Source organism: Streptomyces sp. O3, assembly GCF_054788135.1.
This window is the reverse complement of record NZ_JBTVYK010000038.1, coordinates 55,589-71,899: the sequence shown is the minus strand read 5'-3', so window position 1 is coordinate 71,899 and position 16,311 is coordinate 55,589. Positions and strand designations below refer to the sequence as shown.

The following is a 16,311-nucleotide window of genomic DNA, read 5'->3' as shown; positions in this document are numbered from 1 at the left end:
CCCCTTTTTCACGCAGAAGACGGCATACGCGCTGACCTGTAGCGTCTCGTGGGCTCGGAGTTGTGTATAAGAGCCCGCCCCCCGCGCGGGGGGACCGGGCCTCGCCTCGTGCCCTGCTTCCGCCGTTGGTTACTTGATCCTGGTGCCCGTGGAGCGCAGCGCCGCGCACGCCTCGGTGACGCGCTCGGCCATCGACGCCTCGGCCAGCTTGCCCCAGGTGCGCGGGTCGTAGGTCTTCTTGTTGCCGACCTCGCCGTCGACCTTCAGCACACCGTCGTAGTTCTGGAACATGTGCGCCGCGACGGGGCGGGTGAAGGCGTACTGGGTGTCCGTGTCCAGGTTCATCTTCACCACACCGTTCTCCAGCGCGGTGGCGATCTCCTCGGCCGTGGAGCCGGAGCCGCCGTGGAAGACGAAGTCGAACGGGGAGGTCTTGCCGTACTTGGCGCCGACGCCCTCCTGGAGGTCCTTCAGCAGCTCCGGGCGGAGCACGACGTTGCCCGGCTTGTAGACGCCGTGCACGTTGCCGAAGGACGCGGCCAGCAGGTACCGGCCCTTCTCGCCCAGGCCGAGCGCCTCGGCGGTGCGGACGGCGTCGTCGACGGTGGTGTACAGCTCGTCGTTGATCTCGTGGCTGACGCCGTCCTCCTCGCCGCCGGTCGGGGTGATCTCAACCTCAAGGATGATCTTCGCGGCGACGGCCTTGGCGAGCAGCTCCTGGCCGATGGCCAGGTTGTCGGCGAGGGTCTCGGCCGAGCCGTCCCACATGTGCGACTGGAACAGCGGGTTCTCGCCCCTGGCGACGCGCTCGGCGGAGATGTCGAGCAGCGGACGGACGTATCCGTCCAGCTTGTCCTTGGGGCAGTGGTCGGTGTGCAGCGCGACGGTGACGCCGTACTTCTTGGCGACGATGTGCGCGAACTCGGCGAGCGCGACCGCGCCGGTGACCATGTCCTTGCTGTGCTGGCCGCCCAGGAACTCCGCGCCACCGGTGGAGATCTGGATGATGCCGTCGCTCTCCGCCTCCGCGAAGCCGCGCAGCGCGGCGTGCAGGGTCTGGGATGAGGTGACGTTGATGGCCGGGTAGGCGAACTTGCCTGCCTTCGCCCGGTCGAGCATCTCGTTGTAGACCTCGGGGGTTGCGATGGGCATCTGTCCGCTCCTTGGATGTGCGGGTGGGGTTGCTTGGCCCTGACCGTAGGGCCCCTCACTGAGGGGAGGCGACGTCATCGTCGCCCCCATACTTCCAGACGTGGCCGCCGCCGTCGGCGTCGGACTCAGTCGTCCTCAGCCGTCCGGTGGCGGCGGACTCAGTCCAGGCCGAGCTCGTCCTTGGAGAAGGCGAAGAGGTACGGGACTGAGGCGCCCTCGGCGATCTTCTCGGCGGCCCCGGTCGCCCGGTCCACGATCGTCGCGACGGCCACCACCTCGGCCCCGGCCTCGCGGGCGGCCTCGACGGCGGTCAGCGGGGAGCCGCCGGTGGTGGAGGTGTCCTCGACGACCAAGACGCGGCGGCCCTCGATGCCCGGTCCCTCGACGCGGCGCTGCATGCCGTGCGCCTTGGCGGCCTTGCGGACGACGAACGCGTCGAGCTGGCGGCCGCGGGCGGCGGACGCGTGCAGCATCGAGGTGGCGACGGGGTCGGCGCCCAGCGTGAGGCCGCCCACCGCGTCGAAGTCCAGGTCGGCGGTCAGGTCCAGCATGACCTGGCCGATCAGGGGGGCGGCCGCGCCGTCGAGGGTGACCCGGCGCAGGTCGACGTAGTAGTCGGCCTCCAGGCCGGAGGAGAGGGTCACCTTGCCGTGCACCACGGCCTTGTCCTTGATCTGCCGCAGGAGGTCGCTGCGTACGTCGTCGCTGTCGCTCATGCCGCCAGCTTAGATCCTGGTTCCGGGGGGCTACGACAGCCGCCTCCGGGGGGCTACGACAGCCGCCGCCAGGACCAGGTCATCTCCGCTTCCAGCGGGTCGATGGGCGTGACCTGGCGGGGGTGAGTGTTGAGGCCGTTGGGCGGTCCCGACTGCGGTTCGACGCAGACGGCCTCGGGCTGCTCGTCGTAGATCACGACCCACTCCTCGCGGCTGGTGACCTTCAGCTCCAGCTCGTCCGGCCAGGTCAGGGTGACCTCGACGCCGCCCGGCATGCCGAAGCAGTCGTCCCAGGGGCCCGGCGTGCGGTCGACACGGCGGCCGGTGGGGAGGTGGTCGTCGCCGCGCTCCTCCTGCCAGGCGGGGGCGAAGTCGAGCTGTACGTCCTTGCCGCCGTCGCTGAGCGTGCGCCGGAACCAGGGGTGCCAGCCCGCCTGCGCCGGGAACGAGTCGTGATACGTCTCGACCCCGATGCGCACGGTGAGCTCGCCGCCGCCGTCGGCCCGCCCGGCCAGCTCGAAGGTCTGGGTGACGCGGCCGCGGTAGGGCCAGGGCTCGACCAGGTCGTAGGTGAACGCCGCCGTGCGCTCGGTGGCGTGCGCGAGGCGCCAGGGCACGTCCCGTACGGTGCCGTGGAGGGCGTGCGGGGGATCGTTGACGGGCAGCTGGTGCCGCGTGGCACCGTTGTGGAAGCGCCCGTTCTCGGTACGGCCGCACCAGGGGACCATGGGGAACGAGCCGTACCGCTCGCCCTGGCGCAGCACCTCGGTGCCGCCGATGCGCAGGCCGCTGACGCGGCAGCCGTTGTCGGGCCGCAAGGTGAGCTCCGCGTCGCCCGCGCGCAGCGTGATCTCGTCGTCCTGTCTAGTCACCCGTCCGACCCTACGCGGCCCACGCGCGCGGCCGCGTACGACGCCTGCTTACGGCGTCTGCTCACGCGTCTACTTACGGCGACGCAGCACCCGGCCCGCGACGATCGCCGACGCGACGACCAGCGCGGCCGCGGGCGCCGCCCAGCGCAGCGCGTCGCTCGCGGAGACGGTGGTCGCGGGCGCGGGGACAGGAGCGTACCGGCCGCGCGGCGGCGCGTGGTCGACCTCTTCCGCGCTCCGCCCGATCATGGTCCGGCGGGCGTGCGCGGCCTCGGCGGGCGGCGACAGGGCCGCCAGGTCCTCGCCCATGCCTCTCATGTCGTCCGCGTCCATGTCGTCCGCGTCCTCGTCGTCCGCGTCATACCGCGCGAGGGACGGCGGCGGCACGTCGGTGTCGAACACAGAAGCCACGTCGTCGTCACCCAAGCCGTCCGCTCCGTCCGCGTCGTCCGCATCGTCCGCGTCGTCCATGTCACGCACGCCGTCCGCGTCGTCCTCGCCCACCGGGTCGTACACCTCCTCCACGGCTTCCGCGATCCCCGCACCGGCGCCTGGCGCTGACGCGCCCGCACCACCGCCGTCGCCGTCGCCGTCCGCCGCGCCCCGTGCCGCCTCCGCGGCCAGTCCCGTGGCGCAACGGTTCAGCAGGCGGCGCGCGGCCGAATCGACGGCGCCGGGGTCGAGTTCGGCGGCCCGGCCGTCCGCGGTGGCGGTGCCGGTGAAGGTGAGGGTGGTGCCGTCGTCCGTGGCGGACAGCCGCAGGGTGAGGGCGAGCTTGACCACGCCCGTGCCGCGGGCCTCCGTGGCGTCGCCCTCGATCGCGTACTCACGGGACGACTGCCTGGCCAGGCGCAGACTGCCGCGATAGGTGATGGTGTGGCCCGCGATACGGACCTTCAGGCGGCCCCCGACCCCCTCGTCGGCGACGTCTCGCTGGAGTCCGGGGATCGCGCGGGCGACCCGCACGGGGTCACCCAGCGCCTGCCGTAGGGGCTCGGTCGGAACCGGAACGAACGCCTCGTGCTCCATGTCAGCCGAGCCTACCCACGTACAGCCCTTTCGCACCGGTGAAGCCACGATTCGTTTCACTCAGTCCGCTCACTCAGTCCGCGTACCGGGGATGCACCAGCGTCGACGGCGGCAGCCCGGACACCCGTGTCCGCTCCGCCGCCCGCACCCCGGCCCTGAGCCCGTCCAGGGTCAGCGAGTCCCGGACGAGCCCCTCCGCCAGGTCCGGGGTCGGCGGCGTACGCGCGGCGAGTACGAAGCCCCAGTCGCCCGCGCCGGACGGCGACGCGCCGGGCGAGGACGCGGCGGCGCGGTCGGGGCCCGCGGTGAACCCGGCGAGCCGCCCCCGCTGCCGGTAGGCGAGCGTGCGCAGCCCGACCGACCGCACGCTGGCCTCGACCGTCCAGAAGGTCCGGGTCCGGCCGTCCACCGGGCCCGCGTGCACCACGAGCCGCCCGTCGTCGGCGAGCACCCGTGTGACGAGGCCGAAGAACTCGCGCGAGTAGAGCTTGGTGGACGCGGTGATGCCGGGGTCGGGCAGGTCGGAGACCACGACGTCGTACGGGCCCCGCGCGCCCGCGGCACGCGGGTCGTCCCGCGCCCGCCGCAGCCAGCCGAACGCGTCGGCGTCGATGACCCGCACCCGCTCGTCCCGGTAGACCCCCTGGTTGAGGGCGCTGAGCCCCGGATCCGTACGGGCCAGGTCGACCACCGCGGGGTCGAGCTCGACGATGTCGACGAGGCGGACGCCGGGGTGGCGCAGCGCCTCGCGCGCGGCGAGCCCGTCCCCTCCGCCGAGGATCAGGACCCGCGCCCGCGGCCCGGCCATCGCGGGGTGTACCAGCGCCTCGTGGTAGCGCTGCTCGTCGCGGGCGCTGACCCGCAGCCGCCCGTCCAGGAAGAGGTTCAGGGTGCCGGGCTCGTGCCCGGTGAGCACGATCTCCTGGGCGCCGCTGTGCACGGCGACCCGCACGTCGGGGCCGTACACGGTGTCCCGCGCGGCCCGCTCGAAGTCGTCGACCAGGACGGCGGCGGTGCCGAGCGAGCCGAGCACCAGCGCGTTGGCGAGCAGCAGCGTCCAGCGGGAGCGCGCGGTCAGGTCGTGCCGGAACAGCCAGAGCACGAGCGCGCCACCGGCCACGGCGTTCACCGCGCCGGTGAGCAGCGCGCCGGTCAACTGCCCGAAGAGCGGCAGGAGGAGGAACGGGAAGGCGAGGCCGCCCACCAGCGCGCCCACGTAGTCGGCGGCGAACAGGTCGGCCACCGCGCCGCCCGCGTCCTGCCGCCGCACCCGCTGGATCATTGTCATCAGCAGCGGCACCTCGGCGCCGATCAGCACGCCGATGGCGAGCGAGAACGCCACCAGCAGGACGCGGGTCCCGACGCCCCAGACGAACCCCGCGTACAGCGCCATCGCGCTGCATCCGCCGACCAGCGCGAGCACCGCCTCGATCGCCCCGAACCCGGCGGCGGCCCGGCAGCGCAGCCGCTTGGCCAGCAGCGAGCCGACGCCCATCGCGAAGACCATCACGGAGAGCACGACGGAGGCCTGGGTGACCGAGTCGCCGATCAGGTACGAGGCGAGGGCGACCAGTTCGAGCTCGTACACCAGGCCGCAGGCCGCGCAGATGAACACACCCGCGAGGACCAGGAACCGCCCGGTGCGCGGCGTCACGGGCAGCCGCGCGACCCCCTCCGGGCCCCGGTGCGGGGGCCCGCCGGTGAGCGGCGGCGGAAGCGCGGGCTGGTCGATCACACCCGTAACGCTACGTCGCGAGTCGCTGCCAGCCTGTCACCCATACGTGTGCAACTCCCCCGCTGCCACCCCGAACGCCACCCCCGCCGCCACCCCAGGGCCCCGGCGCCCCGGTGTCCCGACGCCCCCGCCCCGGCGTCCGCCCCGGCGTCCGGCGTCGGCATCCGGCGTCGGCTCAGGCGGGCGCGGGGGCGCGCTCGGCCACCCGAGTGCGGGTGGCGACCAACTGCCCTTCCTGCGGGTACGCGTGCCAGGTCCGCCAGTGCACATGTCCTTCGTGACGCTGTACGAGCATGGCGGTGAACGCGTCCGGGCTGCCGGGGAACACCCCGGCCAGGCCGTTGGGGTGGTCGGCGACGAGCGCGAGCAACTCCTGGGCGCGGCCCGCGAAGGAGCCGGGCGACAGGGTCTCGACGCGCGCGGCGAACTCGTACTCCCAGGCGTCGAGCCGCTTGGCGACGCCGAGCGGCAGCGGCGTACTGCTGCCGGGGATGCAGGCGACGGTCTCGGAGCAGGTACCCACCGCCTGCTCAAGGAGCACCTGGTGAGACGCGCCGAGCAGCCTCATCTGCACATGGGCGCCTTTGAGTTCGACGTCCAGCACGCTGAGCGCGGGGAGCGGTTCCCGTCCCAGCGCCCAGGCGAGGTCGGACGCGCGCGTGTCGGTGTACGTGGTCTTGAGGGTCGTGAGCATGGAGTCGGCTCCGCAAACATGCAGTGGAGGTTTGGCCGGTAAGCACCGGAAGACGCGCCGCGTGGCACACCGCTGAGGCTGATGGCCGGCTAACTGCCCACGAGTCGTCCGAGGGCTGAATTGACGCTTAAGAGGGAATCATGAACAGGGGCGATGCCACAGCGTTTTTACCCAACTTCGGAGGGTTTCCATCCCCTCGAGGGCCCCACAGTTCACGTGTTCTCCGTCGTCAACCCGTTGCCTCTCATTCGTCAACGCGTTGCGCACGCGCCGTCAACCAACCGCCGCGCACCCGGCGCCGACGCCCCCACGCCAGCCACCCCATATCAGCCACCCCACGCCACCACGGTCAGCTCAGCGACCGAACGCGAGCCGAGGCGGGGCGAGCCGGGCGAGACCGGGCGAGACCGGGCGGCGTCAGCAGCCTCCACCACCGCCGCAGCCACCCCCGCCGCCACTGCTGCCGCCGCCTCCGCAGGAGGATCCCCCGCCGTGCGAGCCCCCGCCGCTGCCGTCCACGGCTCCGCCCGCCGCCCACCAGCCGCCCGTACCCGACCCGCCGACCGCGCCGCCGCGCCCCCTCGACCGCCCCGACCGTCCCGACCCGCTCACACTCCCCCGCGTACCGAACGCCAGACCGAAACCGACGACCACCAGCACGGCCAGCACGACAAATCCCAAGAACGCCCCCATGAAACCTTCCCCCTCTTCGCGAAAACCTGGAAAACCTGTTCGTGGTAAAGGAAATGCCCCCGCCCGCGCGGGCCCAAAGCAGACTTGAGGAAGTCCAGAGGTTCGGCGCAGGATGGCCGCCATGACCTCCACGGGAACCACCGGACGCCCGCTGCTCAACCGCCGCCTCGCCGAGTTCGGCACGACGATCTTCGCCGAGATGTCGGCGCTCGCGGTACAGACCGGCGCGATCAACCTCGGCCAGGGCTTCCCCGACGCCGACGGCCCCGAAGAGGTCCGCGAGGCCGCGGTCCGCGCCCTGCGGGACGGCCGCGGCAACCAGTACCCGCCCGGCCCCGGCATCCCGGAACTGCGCACCGCCATCGCCGAGCACCAACAGCGCTTCCACGGCCTGACCTTCGACCCCGACACCGAGATCCTGGTCACCGCGGGCGCGACGGAGGCGATCGCGGCCGCGCTGCTGGCCCTGGTCGAGCCCGGCGACGAGGTGATCGCCCTGGAGCCGTACTACGACTCCTACGCGGCGAGCATCGCCCTGGCGGGCGGCACCCGCGTCCCGGTCACCCTGCGCCCCCACACCGACCCCGCCACCGGAACCCGCTCCTTCCGCCTGGACCTCGACGCACTGCGCGCCGCGGTCACCGACCGCACCCGCCTGCTGCTCCTCAACACCCCGCACAACCCCACCGGCACGGTCCTCAGCCGCGCCGAACTCACCGCGATCGCCGAACTGGCCGTCGCCCGCGACCTCCTCGTCGTCACCGACGAGGTCTACGAACACCTGGTCTTCGACGGCGAACACCTCCCCCTCGCCGCCTTCCCCGGCATGCGCGACCGCACGGTCACCATCTCCTCCGCCGGAAAGACCTTCTCGTTCACAGGCTGGAAGGTCGGCTGGGTGACCGCCGCGCCCGAGCTGGTCACGGCGGTCCGCACCGCCAAGCAGTACCTGACGTTCGTATCGGCGGGCCCGTTCCAGTACGCGGTCGCCGAGGCCCTGCGCCTGCCGGACGACTATTTCACCGGTCTCCGCGAGGAGTTGCGCGCGAAGCGCGACATCCTCGCCTACGGGCTCGCCTCGGCGGGCTTCGAAGTCTTCCGGCCCCAGGGCACGTACTTCATCACCACCGACATCAGCCCCTTCGGCGAAAAGGACGCCTACGCGTTCTGCCGCGCCCTCCCCGAACGCTGCGGCGTCGTCGCCATCCCCAACTCCGTCTTCTACGACGACCCGGAAGCGGGCCGCAGCCAAGTGCGCTTCGCATTCTGCAAACGGGACCAGGTCTTGCGAGACGCGGCCGACCGCCTCCAGCGAATGTGAGCCCCCTCCACCGACCGTGAGCAGCACGACGGCCGAGGACGGAGGTGCCCCATGCAGCCTCGGTGCCATCTCGCCATCCCAGGTCTGCGGCCCGAGCGGGAAGGAAGGAGCCCTCATGAGCACCGGACCGCGCCTCCCTGCCTCCGACGCACCCCGCGATCCGCTCCACGCAGGTGGTGGCCTGGCGGGCCGGCTCGAGGTACAGGTCCACCTCCCGAGGCCCAGTTCGCTCAGGGTTGTCCTTCTTCCCGCCCTCGGAGAGGTGCGCGCGTCCCGGTCCGGCGGCTGTGGGCCGCCGGGCCGGGACGAGGCGACGGTGCTGCCGGCGTGGGTGGCCGGTGGACTGTAGAAGGAGCGGGCAGTGTGCATGACATGCGGAGTGAGCTGCTCGGGCCGCATGGTCACGGGCACGGGACTGCCTCCTCGGAGATCACATCCGGGATGGCCGGGCCACTACGATGGGCCGCCGCCGTGGCGCACCATGGTGACGGTCACCGGGAGGCAGGGATGGCGGAGCACAGTCGGGACGGACGGCCCAGATCACGACGGGGGCAGGGTGAGCTGGAGGCACAGGTGCTGTCCGCTGTCCGGTCTGCGCCGGGGCCGGTCACCGCGGGCTGGGTGCAGGAGCGCCTCGGCGGAGACCTTGCCTACACCACCGTCATGACCATCCTGACCCGTCTGTTCGCGAAGGAGGCGGTCTCACGCAAGCGTGAGGGGCGTGCGTTCGTGTGGACCCCGGCGGCCGACGAGGCGGGGCTCGCGGCACGGCGGATGCGTAAGGTCCTGGACGCCGAGCAGAACCGCGAGGCGGTCCTTGCCAGCTTCCTCACCGCGTTGCCCGCCAGCGACGGGCAGCTGCTGCGGGATCTGTTGCGCGCAGCCGAAGACGACGACCCGGAGGACTGACCCGCTGTGGGGCTCTTCGTTTTCCTGCCGCTGGTGCTCCCACTGACCGCCTGGCCGGTCGCCCGGCTCGCCGAACACCGCCTGCACCCTCGCGCGGCCACGCGTCTGCTCGCGTGGGTGGCCGGACTGATGGCCGTGTGCAGCACGCTGTGCCTGGGGCTCCTCGTGGTGGTCGGAACGGCGCAGCTTCCCGGAAATCCCCTGCCGGACGGCTGGTCCGACCCCGAAGTGCGCGAGGCCGTCCCGTACGACGAGATCGCCGGACGCGCCTCGATCCCCGCACTCCTGCTCGTCGCCGCAGCCTGCGGCGGGACGTTGTGGCGCCACTGCCGGGTGCGCCGCCGGGCATGGGCGGCGCTGGCGGGTCTGCCGAGTTCACCGGTGGCGGTCCTGCCCGATGACACCCCGTACGCGTACGCGCTGCCGGGCGGCGAGGCCGGCCGCGGGCGGATCGTCGTCACGACAGGCATGATGTCCTGTCTCGACTCGCGTGAGCGCCGTGCGCTCTTCGCACACGAGCGCACCCATCTGAGCGCGAGCCACCACCGGTACCTGCTCGTCGTGCAGTTGGCGGCTTGCGCCAACCCGTTCCTGCGCCCGCTGCGGACCGCGGTCTCCTACTCCGTCGAGCGGTGGGCGGACGAGGAGGCGGCGAGGGCGGTCGCCAGCCGCAAGGCCGTGGCGCGTGCGATCGGCAAAGCCGCACTGGTGTCCCCGGGCACGCACACGCCGACACTGGCGGCTTTGGCTGCGGCGGGACCCGTGCCGCGCCGGGTGGCCGCGCTGCTGGCGCCGGCCCCCGCCGCGCGGGCGTGGCCGCCGGCCTGGACGGTGGCCGGAATGGCGGCCTGGGCCGCCGCTGCCGGTACGGCACTGTCCGCGATGTCCTCGGCGAACGCGACGGTCACGCTCTTCCTCGTGCTGCACGCCGCCACCCCGCTGTAGAGGTGCCTCACATGCAACCCGCCTGTGTCCGACGGCTTCAAACCGTCAGACACGGGCGGGTGATGTTCCTTCGGGTCCGTCAGAGGTCGAACTCGTGCGGCGGCACGTCGAGTGCGTAGCAGGCTTCGCGCACGGCCTGCTGCTCGTCCTTGTCGAAGTCACCGTCCGCGCCGCCGATGACGATGCCGATCTGGATGACCGCCCGGGCCTCGGCGGGCTTCTTCTTCGCCTTGGCGATCTCCTGCAGGACGCTGACCTTGCCGAGCGCGAAGTCGGCGCTCAGCTTCTGGCAGTTGTCCTCGAAGCGGCGCTGCAGATCGGCGCCTTCGAAGTTCTGCAGCACCTCGTTGGTGGCGATGAGCTGCCCGACCTTCTGGCGCTCCGAAAGGTCGATGGTGCCGTCGGCGGCGGCGACCAGCGCGCACATCGCCATGCTCGCGTCCCTGAAGGCGCCGCTCTTGAGGTCGTTCTTCTTGGCCAGGAGCTGCGTCTGCATCTGTGCCGCGGACTCCTTGAAGCGGTCGAACAGGCCCATGAGAACTCCGTACGCGTCGAGGGGTGTCCGGGCCGTGGCCCGGCCCGGACGGAATTTCTACAACAATGTAGAAGCTAGCAGGATCAACCCCGCTTCTCACTCTTCTTCCTCGTCGTCACCCTCGAAGAAGTCCCCGACCTCGTCGACGACTTCGGCGGCCACCATGCCGCCGACGACGCCGACCGCGAGTCCGGCCGCACCGGCCGCGATGGCCGTCCCCATGCCCGGGCCGGAACCCTGTCCGCCGTGGTGGTGGTCGTCGTGCCCGTGGTGGGGCTGGTGGCCGACATGGTGGGCGTCGCCGTGTCCGTACGGCGCGTACGAACCGTGGGAGCTGTGCCGCTCGATCAGCTGACGCACCCAGGCGTCGACTTCCGCGTTCCAGTCACGCTGTTCCACCCCGGTGTGATCGACCCTGAAACTCGTTACCGCGTCATGCCCGGAGGAGAAGACCCCGCCGCGCTTGTCGGCCTCCAGGACGACCTCCATGCCACCGGGGTCGGCGAGGAAGGTCACCTCGATCTCGTTGACGGCGTGCGCGTACGCCGGGGGCGGGGTGAGCTCGATCTCCTGGTAGAAGGGCAGTTGTTGGCCCGTCCCTCCGATCCTGCCGTACTCGAGGTCGGCCGAGTGGAAGCCGAAGCCCAGCTGTCCCAAGGCTTCGAGGATCGCCTCCTGTACGGGCAGCGGGCGCACCGCCAGTGGGTCCAGATCACCCTTGTCCTTCGCGCCGGCCACCGACACCTCGGTCCGCACACCCAGGACGATGCCCAGCGGCTGGCCGTGCAGCTCGGTGACCGGCGCCTCCCACGGCAGTGTCACGCGGAACGGGAGACCGCGCGCCTCCTCCTCGGCGAGGCGGAACCCGCCCCCGACCGTGTACCGCTCGAAGACCAGGACGCCTTCGCTCTCCCCGTCTTCGTGCTCGGCCTCCACACGGGCGACCAGTTCCAGGGTGATGTGCTCGATGTCGAAGGCGGAGCTTCCGCCCTTGAGGTGCACCTGTCCACACAGCTCTCCGCCGGGCAGGGCGACATCGCTTTCGAGGACCGTGTCCACGGTGGGACCGCCTACGCCGAGCGAACCGAGCAGCCGTTTGAACACCATCGCGGCGTCCACTCCTTCACATGAGGGTATGTCAGGAACCCTTGTCTACAGGTCTGTAGAAGCATAGAAGCGATCGGGGCGGCGGGCCGGCGGAACGCCGGTGTGGCGCTCGGCGGTCCGCAACGCGTCGCGCCTGATTGCGGTCCCTTTACAGTAGGTGTAGAAGCAGCTGTCACCCCCTTCGGAGCCGGTGCGCCTGTGGCCACTGAGCTCACGTCACCCCGGACGGCGAGGGGGCTTGCCCTTTCCGGTCGTGCTGAGGTTCACCCCCTGATGTCTCACGCGATCCCCCACCAGAAGGAGCCACCACGTGTCCGCCAGACCGACGGACCCCGAGGCCCCGGGGCGAAGTACGCGCCCAGGCCGTAGCCATCCGCAGGGTTCCGGAGGTACCGCGTGCTGAGCGCCGCCCTCGGCCTGCTCGCCGTCCTCGTCCTGACCGCCGGCACCGGTTACTTCGTCGCTCAGGAGTTCGCGTACGTCGCCGCCGACCGCCTCGCCCTCGCGCGGGAAGCCGAGGCGGGCGACAGGCGAGCGGCTCGCGCGCTGAAGGTCCTGGAGCGCCTCTCCTTCATGCTGTCCGGGGCCCAGCTGGGCATCACCGTCACCGGCCTGGTCGTCGGTTTCCTCGCCGAACCGTCGGTGTCCGGCCTGCTCAACCCGCTGCTCGACGGGAGTGGACTCTCCGACGGGGCAGTCTCCGTGATCTCCGTCGGCGTCGGCTTCGTGGTGGCCACCGTGCTGCAGATGGTGGTCGGTGAGCTGGCGCCGAAGAACCTCGCCCTCGCCGTGCCCGAGCGTCTGGCGAAGTCGCTGGCCGCCTCGACCCTGGGTTATCTGAAGGTCGTCGGCCCGGTCGTGCGCGTCTTCGACTCGGTCGCCAACAAACTCCTGCGCAAGGTCGGCATCGAACCGGTCGAGGAGCTCCATCACGGCGCGACCCTCGAAGAGCTCGGCCACCTCATCGGCGAGTCCCACGAGGAGGGTCATCTGCCCCGGCACACGGCCGAACTCCTCGATCATGCCCTGGAGTTCTCCGAACGCACCCTGGACGAGGTGATGGTGCCGCGCGCGGACGTCACCTTCCTGCGCAAGGACGCCACGGCCACCGAGGCGGTCGAGCTGGTCGCCGGGCACGGCCACTCCAACTACCCGGTGATGCGCGACCACCCCGACGACGTGGCGGGAGTCCTCGGCGTACGGGAACTGATGCGCCTGCCCGCCGACCGTTTCGCGCACACGATGGTGGCCGAGGCGGCCCGCCGTCCGCTGCTCCTGCCCGACACCCTGCAACTGCCGGACGCGGTCACGCAGATGCGGGGACGCGACGACGAGTTCGCCGTGGTCCTGGACGAGCACGGCGGCATCGCCGGCATCGTCACCTACGAGGACATCGCCGAGGAACTCGTCGGTGATATCGCGGACGAGTCCGACACCGTGGTCGAGGTGGCCGTCTCGGACGGCGACGCCTGGCGGGTCGACGCGGGCCGCCGCCTCGACGAGATCGCCGATGCCACCGGCATCGGCCTGCCCGAAGAAGAGGACTACGACACGGTGGCCGGCCTGATCATCGACCGCCTCGGCCGCTTCCCGGCCATCGGCGACCACCTCACCGTGGCACTCGACGACGGCGCACAGGTCGCCATCGACGTACTGACCCTGGACCGGCACGTACCCGAGCACGTACGGCTGCGCCTCCTCGCGCCCGCCACCGAGGAGGACCCGGCATGAGTTTCCCTCTCGCCCTCTTCGTCACCCTGCTCCTCCTGGTCGGAAGCGGCTTCTTCGTCGCCTCCGAGTTCGCCCTGGTCGCGGCGAAACGCCATCGGATGGAACAGGCGGCGGCCGCCGGCCGGCGCGGCGCGAAAGCCGCACTCGCCGGTATGAGCGAGCTGTCCCTGATGCTGGCCGGCGCCCAACTCGGCATCACCCTGTGCACCCTGGGCCTCGGCGCGGTCTCCAAGCCCGCCATCTCCCACGAACTCGACCCGCTCCTGGAAGAGCTCGGCCTGCCCGCCGGTCTCAGCTACGGCATCGCCTTCGCTCTTGCCCTGATCGTGGTGGTGTTCCTGCACATGGTGGTCGGCGAAATGGCCCCCAAGTCCTGGGCCATCGCCCACCCCGAACGATCCGCGATGCTGCTCGCCCCGGCCTTCCGCGCGATCGTGAAGGTCGTACGCCCGCTCCTGTGGGTCCTCAACAAGGTCAGCAACGCGCTGGTACGGATGTGCCGGGTCACCCCGCGCGAGACACTCGCCTCCGTCCACAACCGCGAACAGCTCACCCACCTCGTCGAGGAGTCCGAGCGGCTCGGCCTGATCAGCAAGGACGATTCCGGCCTCATCACGCGCTCCCTCACAGCTCCCCAGGCACCCATCGCGGACCTCCTCGTCCCGGTCGCCGACATCATCTGGGCGCCCGCCGACGCCTCGGCCGAGGACATCCTGCGCATCGCGGCGGACAGTGATCGCACCAGGCTCCTGGTAAGGGACGGCGACGACGTCCTCGGCTCGGTCCATGCTCGCGACGTCCTGGTCTCACGCGCCCGCGGCCGGTCCGCGACCGCTCGCGAAATGGCCAGCCCTGTCGCGGAGCTGAGCACCGGCGACAGCGTCGCGCAGGCGGTGGAGGAGCTGCGCCGCCACCGCGCGACCCTGGCCGCGGCACGCGACGACACGGGCCGCCTCGCCGGACTGGTCAGCCTCGACGACCTGCTGGCCCGGCTGCTGCACCCGCAGGCGACCTGACCGGGACGACCTGGACGCGGACCGGCGTCAAGCTGGCGTGGACTTGGGCGAGTATCAGCGCGGTGTCCAGCACGTCCGGTGGCTGTTCCAGGGTGCTGACTCCGGTTGCCAGTCGCCCGCCCAGGCTGTCGAAGTGCGTCCCGGAGCTGGTCGGGGTCAGCGTTGATGCGGGCGGTTGCACGCCACGAGATGATCGCCCGGTGGACGGCCTCCTGTTTCATCAGGGCCAGGAACAGCCGGGAAGCGGTGGTCAGATTCTCCTCGCCGCGCTCCGCCTGTATGGCCGTGGTCAGCACCATGTCGGGTGCGTCCCGGTGCGTGACACGCAGGCGCCCCAGGGCGGCAGCCCTGGCGGCGACGGCCTTCGGGTTCCGCGACAGATCGGTGAACGAGACGGATTCCGATTCGGATGCCGAGTACACAGTGCCCATACTCAGACCACACTCTGACTGTGCTCTGATTTCTAGTGGGGTCAGCCGAGGGAATGGGTGCGTGAACACCGAGTGGGCTGGACCGGCCCGGGGTCGACGTCATCGAGCGGACGGAGTGCAGGCACCCCGGGCGGCGACGTCGAACCGGATCCGCCCGGGGAGCGACCCCAGGCATACAAGGTCGCTTTACCCTGGGAACATCCGCCTCGCCCGGGCGGGAAGGAAGGAGCCCGCATGAGCACCGCACCGCGCCTCCCCGACGCCGACGCACCCCGTGATCCACATCCGCTGCGCACGATCCGCGAGATCCGGTCCGCTCTGCCGGAGGACCAGAAGCCGCACTTCGACGCCGAACTGGCTGACACCGATATCGATGAATTGCCCGATGTCCTGCATCGCTGGGCCACCCTGGGGACCGACGGCTTCGTGGACTACCTGCTGACCACGCCCCTCGCCGGTCTGGAGTTCGGCGCCCGCTCCTACGATGACGTGGCGGACGACGAGTGATTCACCTACTCGATACCAATGTCGGGCGGATCGCGCATGTCGGCGAGAACGAGTCACTCGCCTACCTCGAGATCCACACGACCCTCAAGAAGTCAGGCCGCTCGATCGACCCGCCCGATGCCTTGATCGCCGCATGCGCCCTCGCCAACGACTGGACACTGGTCACCCGCAACACCCAACACATGGAACGCACCGGCGCCCGTCTGCTCAACCCCTGGGAGTACGCGGGCTGAGCCGAACCGGACGCCACCTCCAGTGCACGGCGCCACCGGCCCTGCCCCTCCCCGCCGAGCGGCCAGACTGTTCAAAAGTGCTGCTGGGCGCAGTACCCAGGGCATCGGGCCCGAATGGGTGCATGAACATGGAGTCGGCTGGGTGACCGCCGCGCCCGAGCTGGTCACAGCGGTCCGCACCGCCAAGCAGTACCTGACGTTCGTCTCGGCGGGCCCGTTCCAGTACGCGGTCGCCGAGGCACTGCGCCTGCCGGACACGTACTTCGACGGCCTCCGCGCCGACCTGCGACGCAAGCGCGACCTCCTCGCCGACGGCCTGCGCTCGGCCGGGTTCGAGGTCTACCAGCCCCAGGGCACCTACTTCATCACCACCGACATCACCCCGCTGGGCGAGAAGGACGGCCTGACCTTCTGCCGCGCGCTCCCGGAACGGTGCGGCGTGGTCGCCGTACCCAACACGGTCTTCTACGACGACCCGGACGCGGGCCGCACTCACGTCCGCTTCGCCTTCTGCAAGCGCCGGGATGTCCTCGAGGAAGCGGTCAGCCGCCTGCGACGCTTGGCGTCCTGAATGCACGCCCCCTTTGGCTCTGAGGGTGTCAGAGGCGGCGTTGAAAGGCGCAGTCGTCGCAGCGAGCTGTGTGCCGCCCCTGCGAGGGACGCGGGGCACGATCTCTGGCTGCGG

At 71.2% G+C, this 16,311-nt stretch carries 15 protein-coding genes and 1 pseudogene; 8 read left to right on the top strand and 8 right to left on the bottom strand.

What is annotated here, in order from left to right; translation table 11 throughout:
• Window positions 1-129: 129 nt before the first annotated feature.
• The 6 genes from fbaA to ACX6XY_RS20085 all read right to left on the bottom strand — a co-directional run bounded on the left by fbaA (window position 130) and on the right by ACX6XY_RS20085 (window position 6,198).
• Complete coding sequence (fbaA, locus tag ACX6XY_RS20110) at window positions 130-1,152, bottom strand: class II fructose-bisphosphate aldolase (RefSeq protein ID WP_460332470.1); 1,023 nt, start codon at window positions 1,150-1,152, stop codon at window positions 130-132.
• A gap of 158 nt (window positions 1,153-1,310) precedes the next feature.
• Window positions 1,311-1,868 carry an orotate phosphoribosyltransferase gene (gene pyrE, locus ACX6XY_RS20105; RefSeq protein ID WP_460332468.1) on the bottom strand — a complete coding sequence of 186 codons (558 nt, stop codon included), beginning with the start codon at window positions 1,866-1,868 and terminating at the stop codon, window positions 1,311-1,313.
• Window positions 1,869-1,921: 53 nt separating this feature from the next.
• Window positions 1,922-2,740 carry an aldose epimerase family protein gene (locus ACX6XY_RS20100; protein WP_460332466.1) on the bottom strand — a complete coding sequence of 273 codons (819 nt, stop codon included), beginning with the start codon at window positions 2,738-2,740 and terminating at the stop codon, window positions 1,922-1,924.
• Window positions 2,741-2,809: 69 nt separating this feature from the next.
• The gene (locus tag ACX6XY_RS20095; protein WP_460332464.1) at window positions 2,810-3,769 is read right to left on the bottom strand and encodes an SRPBCC domain-containing protein; all 960 of its coding nucleotides are present in this window, start codon (window positions 3,767-3,769) and stop codon (window positions 2,810-2,812) included.
• Window positions 3,770-3,842: 73 nt separating this feature from the next.
• Window positions 3,843-5,501, bottom strand: coding sequence for a polyamine aminopropyltransferase (locus tag ACX6XY_RS20090; RefSeq protein WP_460332480.1), 1,659 nt, complete (start codon window positions 5,499-5,501; stop codon window positions 3,843-3,845).
• 178 nt (window positions 5,502-5,679) lie between these two features.
• Window positions 5,680-6,198, bottom strand: coding sequence for a DUF2617 family protein (locus tag ACX6XY_RS20085; RefSeq protein ID WP_460332463.1), 519 nt, complete (start codon window positions 6,196-6,198; stop codon window positions 5,680-5,682).
• Window positions 6,199-7,003: 805 nt separating this feature from the next.
• Between ACX6XY_RS20085 and ACX6XY_RS20080 the strand changes: the two genes are divergently transcribed.
• From ACX6XY_RS20080 to ACX6XY_RS20070, 3 genes are all read left to right on the top strand, one after another.
• Complete coding sequence (locus ACX6XY_RS20080) at window positions 7,004-8,212, top strand: pyridoxal phosphate-dependent aminotransferase (RefSeq protein WP_460332461.1); 1,209 nt, start codon at window positions 7,004-7,006, stop codon at window positions 8,210-8,212.
• Between the two features lie 507 nt (window positions 8,213-8,719).
• Window positions 8,720-9,121, top strand: coding sequence for a BlaI/MecI/CopY family transcriptional regulator (locus tag ACX6XY_RS20075; protein ID WP_460332459.1), 402 nt, complete (start codon window positions 8,720-8,722; stop codon window positions 9,119-9,121).
• A 6-nt stretch (window positions 9,122-9,127) separates the two neighbouring features.
• The gene (locus tag ACX6XY_RS20070; RefSeq protein WP_460332457.1) at window positions 9,128-10,066 is read left to right on the top strand and encodes a M56 family metallopeptidase; all 939 of its coding nucleotides are present in this window, start codon (window positions 9,128-9,130) and stop codon (window positions 10,064-10,066) included.
• Window positions 10,067-10,145: 79 nt separating this feature from the next.
• Here ACX6XY_RS20070 and ACX6XY_RS20065 read toward each other — a convergent pair whose 3' ends face one another.
• On the bottom strand, window positions 10,146-10,601 hold the full coding sequence (locus ACX6XY_RS20065; RefSeq protein ID WP_460332455.1) for a tellurite resistance TerB family protein: 456 nt from the start codon (window positions 10,599-10,601) through the stop codon (window positions 10,146-10,148).
• 96 nt (window positions 10,602-10,697) lie between these two features.
• Window positions 10,698-11,708 carry a sporulation protein gene (locus tag ACX6XY_RS20060; protein WP_460332453.1) on the bottom strand — a complete coding sequence of 337 codons (1,011 nt, stop codon included), beginning with the start codon at window positions 11,706-11,708 and terminating at the stop codon, window positions 10,698-10,700.
• A gap of 399 nt (window positions 11,709-12,107) precedes the next feature.
• Between ACX6XY_RS20060 and ACX6XY_RS20055 the strand changes: the two genes are divergently transcribed.
• From ACX6XY_RS20055 to ACX6XY_RS20035, 5 genes and pseudogenes are all read left to right on the top strand, one after another.
• Entirely contained in the window at window positions 12,108-13,439 is a 1,332-nt protein-coding gene (locus ACX6XY_RS20055; RefSeq protein ID WP_460332478.1) for a hemolysin family protein, read from the top strand.
• Window positions 13,436-14,455, top strand: coding sequence for a hemolysin family protein (locus tag ACX6XY_RS20050; protein ID WP_460332451.1), 1,020 nt, complete (start codon window positions 13,436-13,438; stop codon window positions 14,453-14,455). The genes ACX6XY_RS20055 and ACX6XY_RS20050 overlap by 4 nt, the downstream gene beginning before the upstream one ends.
• A 665-nt stretch (window positions 14,456-15,120) precedes the next feature.
• Window positions 15,121-15,393 carry a hypothetical protein gene (locus ACX6XY_RS20045; protein WP_460332449.1) on the top strand — a complete coding sequence of 91 codons (273 nt, stop codon included), beginning with the start codon at window positions 15,121-15,123 and terminating at the stop codon, window positions 15,391-15,393.
• Window positions 15,390-15,626 carry a PIN domain-containing protein gene (locus tag ACX6XY_RS20040; protein WP_460332447.1) on the top strand — a complete coding sequence of 79 codons (237 nt, stop codon included), beginning with the start codon at window positions 15,390-15,392 and terminating at the stop codon, window positions 15,624-15,626. Before ACX6XY_RS20045 ends, ACX6XY_RS20040 begins: the two co-directional genes overlap by 4 nt.
• Window positions 15,627-15,759: 133 nt before the next feature.
• A pseudogene (locus ACX6XY_RS20035) lies at window positions 15,760-16,197 on the top strand (aminotransferase class I/II-fold pyridoxal phosphate-dependent enzyme); the annotation flags it as partial.
• Window positions 16,198-16,311 lie beyond the last annotated feature (114 nt).